Origin of the sequence: Lacticaseibacillus zeae DSM 20178 = KCTC 3804, from assembly GCF_000260435.1 — a bacterium.
GTDB lineage: Bacteria > Bacillota > Bacilli > Lactobacillales > Lactobacillaceae > Lacticaseibacillus > Lacticaseibacillus zeae.
Map to the genome: position 1 here is coordinate 1 of NZ_BACQ01000048.1, position 3,063 is coordinate 3,063.

At 44.5% G+C, this 3,063-nt stretch carries 3 protein-coding genes and 1 pseudogene; all 4 read right to left on the reverse strand.

The window, feature by feature from the left end:
* Positions 1–67: 67 nt before the first annotated feature.
* Positions 68–1,117, reverse strand: a complete 1,050-nt coding sequence (locus GSO_RS09465) for an EpsG family protein (protein WP_010491494.1) — start codon at positions 1,115–1,117, stop codon at positions 68–70.
* 81 nt (positions 1,118–1,198) lie between these two features.
* Positions 1,199–1,834 (reverse strand): CpsD/CapB family tyrosine-protein kinase, encoded by a 636-nt coding sequence (locus tag GSO_RS09470; protein WP_010491496.1) that lies wholly within the window; start codon positions 1,832–1,834, stop codon positions 1,199–1,201.
* Positions 1,835–1,896: 62 nt separating this feature from the next.
* On the reverse strand, positions 1,897–2,589 hold the full coding sequence (locus GSO_RS09475) for a YveK family protein (protein WP_010491497.1): 693 nt from the start codon (positions 2,587–2,589) through the stop codon (positions 1,897–1,899).
* An 86-nt stretch (positions 2,590–2,675) separates the two neighbouring features.
* A pseudogene (locus GSO_RS15865) lies at positions 2,676–3,063 on the reverse strand (O-unit flippase-like protein); the annotation flags it as partial.

The window sequence follows — 3,063 nt, forward strand, 5'->3', positions numbered from 1 at the left end:
AATATTATTTTTGAAAACACAAAAAAAACGATTACCTTGCTTAAAGGCAACCGTTTCTGATAAGCCACTAAAACGCCATCTGGTAAGGAATAAACGTCTTATAGGCCCCACTGATTAAGAAAATGAGGACGAAGATCACACCGCACACACCAACCATCGCCAAAGTCCGCGTCCGTTTTGGCATAATCGAAAACACAATCGTTGGCAGCACAATCGTCTCGGTCGTTGTACCAATAGTCGACAGACGGCCCCCAATGGTTGATAACTGCGAAAGTGACAACAGCGTCAGGGTGGCAAATAAGTATACAATCATCAAGAATTTAAACTTAGCGCTTCCGCCAATTAAGGTATCCGCAATCATACCACGCTTTAGGATATAGAATCCTGTGACGCAGATCAATACCTGCATGAGCGTCACCGGATCAAATAAACCCGACGAGAGATAACTCGCGTTTGTCACATAAGGTGCATATCTCGGTAACGTGTGGACAATAATGACACTCAGAATCTTAGGTGCAACGAAGCCCACAGCTGCACCAAGGGCTAAGAATCCGATCACCCATTTAAAGTTGATTTTACGGAACAGTAACCAGAATGGGTAAATTAACAAGAAGAACAACGCTGAAATATGGATCGTAGCCGACAAGCCAACAATCAGTACAAAAGGAAGCGGCTTCTCGTCATATACAAACTTTAATGCCAGCATACAGGTCACGCAGACAAGCGAAGCCCGAATCTGTCCCATGTCCCGCATGAAGAAAAAGCGGCTCATGTAGTAAGCAATCGGAATGATTGCCGGACGGAAATATTCCCTTGCAAAGAAATAAAACAGCACTAAGGTCACTGTTGCCCATGCCAGTAAAAAAAGCCAAAAAGGGGCATGCAATCCGTTAAAAATATTTCGTAAAAACAAAAATCCAGGTTCAACCTGCCCTGCCGAATAATCACCTGCATAAATGGTCTTGTATGGCAAAAAATCGTTACCGGTTTCATAGCGTAATCCGGCAACCAGCGCGAGCATTATAACACCTAGCCATGCCCAGACAGACGACATTGTGACACGTCCGAGTAGCATGAAAATGATCATAATTGCAAAGAGACCTAAATAAAAAGCCACAACATCATTCTCCTATTGCCTTTATGCACCCAGCGTCTCATAGTTTCGGCGGTGAAGCCGTTTCTCTTCCAAGTTTCGACACTAGGCCTGATTCAACACAGTCCCGATTAAAGCTGCCGGTAGTTGTCGAACCTGTGCGATCGTTTGCGCGACATCACGTTTTGATGGCCCATCAGCCTTCGCAACAACTACCACGCCATTAGCAAGTTCCGCAATAAGCCCTGCTTCACTCGCGTCTGCCATCGCCGGCCCATCAATCAAGACGACATCAAATTTATCTTTAACTTGATCAAGGAATGCTTTGAATGCTGAACCAGCCAACAACGTTGCCGGATCGGCAAGGGATTCGCCTGCAGGTGCAACCGCTAACTTTTGAATCTTGGTTTCTGTAATCAAATCATCAGCTTTAACTGATGCGGCGTCTGCGCCTACCAAGGATGAAAGACCTTTATTAGGCTGAAGATCAAAAACCGCTGCCAAAATTGGGCGATGCAGATTACCTTCAACCAGCAACGTCCGCTTCCCTTCCACTGCAAAACTAGCAGCAAGATTCGCCGCAACATAGGACTTACCTTCACCAGCAGTGGCAGAGGTGATCAGCAAAACAGAGACATCGTGACGACTCGTCTGTAATGACAGGTTGTTTCTAAGCGTCCGAAACTCCTGACTAGAAACGGATGTATCACTAACAAATTGATGTGCAAGTTCGTTTGTCATGGAAAACTCCTTCAAAATTGGATGTGCTCAAGTCAACATAGCAATATCAACGACTGCAAAGCTTACAGTTTCTTAGCAGAAATAACCCCGAGAACAGGTGCTTTGGCGACCTGTACAAGCGTTTCTTTAGTCTTGATCGTTGCCTGTTTGATTTCTCTGAGAACAATCCAAGCTAACCCAACCAAAAAGCCAATTATTGCGCCAATCATAACCAAAACAACCGGTTTCGTACCGGCTGCCACATCACTCGGCGTCGCCTTTGCCAAAATGGTTACCGTGTCCGTGTGGTTGGTGATCGTACCGACTGTCTTTTGAAAAGCAGCTGCAACTTCATTTGCGATCAAAGCAGCATCCTTGGCATGTTTAGATGTTGCATGAATTGAGAAGGCTCTTGAATTGTCTTCATTGTCAACTTTAACCTGCTTTTGAAGATCACCACTTGTGATATTGAGATGGTCTTTTTGTGCTAGCTGCGTTGAGGCCTCATCAAAAACTGCAGCTGTTTTAAAAAGGGATTTGCCAGTGGCCAGCAGCTCCGAATCATATTGATTCTGGTTCAACATCTGGCTAAGGGACTCGGTGTTGTTTTTTTGCTGATTGATGACGGTTAACGCCGTCGACGAATAGGAAGGCTTCATCATTCCAAAAGCAAAAGCACCAGCTAACACAGCACCCACCAATAAGGTGCAAAGTGCCAGCCACCAATTCTTTCGAAGCGAAACCATTAGTTCTTTCATACTCAGTAAGTTATCCATGATTCCTCCATCATAAACTCATTTCTTGATCAACAGATATCGGTCATGTCTGCTGCGTTTTTATCATACCGCAGAGACGGGAAAAGTCATACGTTTGAACCGGATTTAAAGAAATTTGCAAAGGTTTTTCCCCACGCAATCGTACCTCGTTTGATGGAGGCCAATAGCGTACTATCAATCATCTTATAGTAATATGTTGGCCATCGCCAGTTGTTGTACAGCCCCTGAACCAAAATCGGGAAGAAAAGCAGGAAATAAATATTCCCCCCGGTCAGCTTGAGACCGAGCCATAACCCGACTAAGTTAACGCCAGCCGAGATGAGAAATGCTTTTGTGTAAGGAATAATATTGGCATTAGCAATATATGATGCATGCACTGAGTGTTGCTGGTAAAGAAAATAGTAAAGGATTAACGGCAAAAACACCTGTAACGTCGGAACTGATTCAGGCTTTATCAACTTCAGTAGCGGGAAG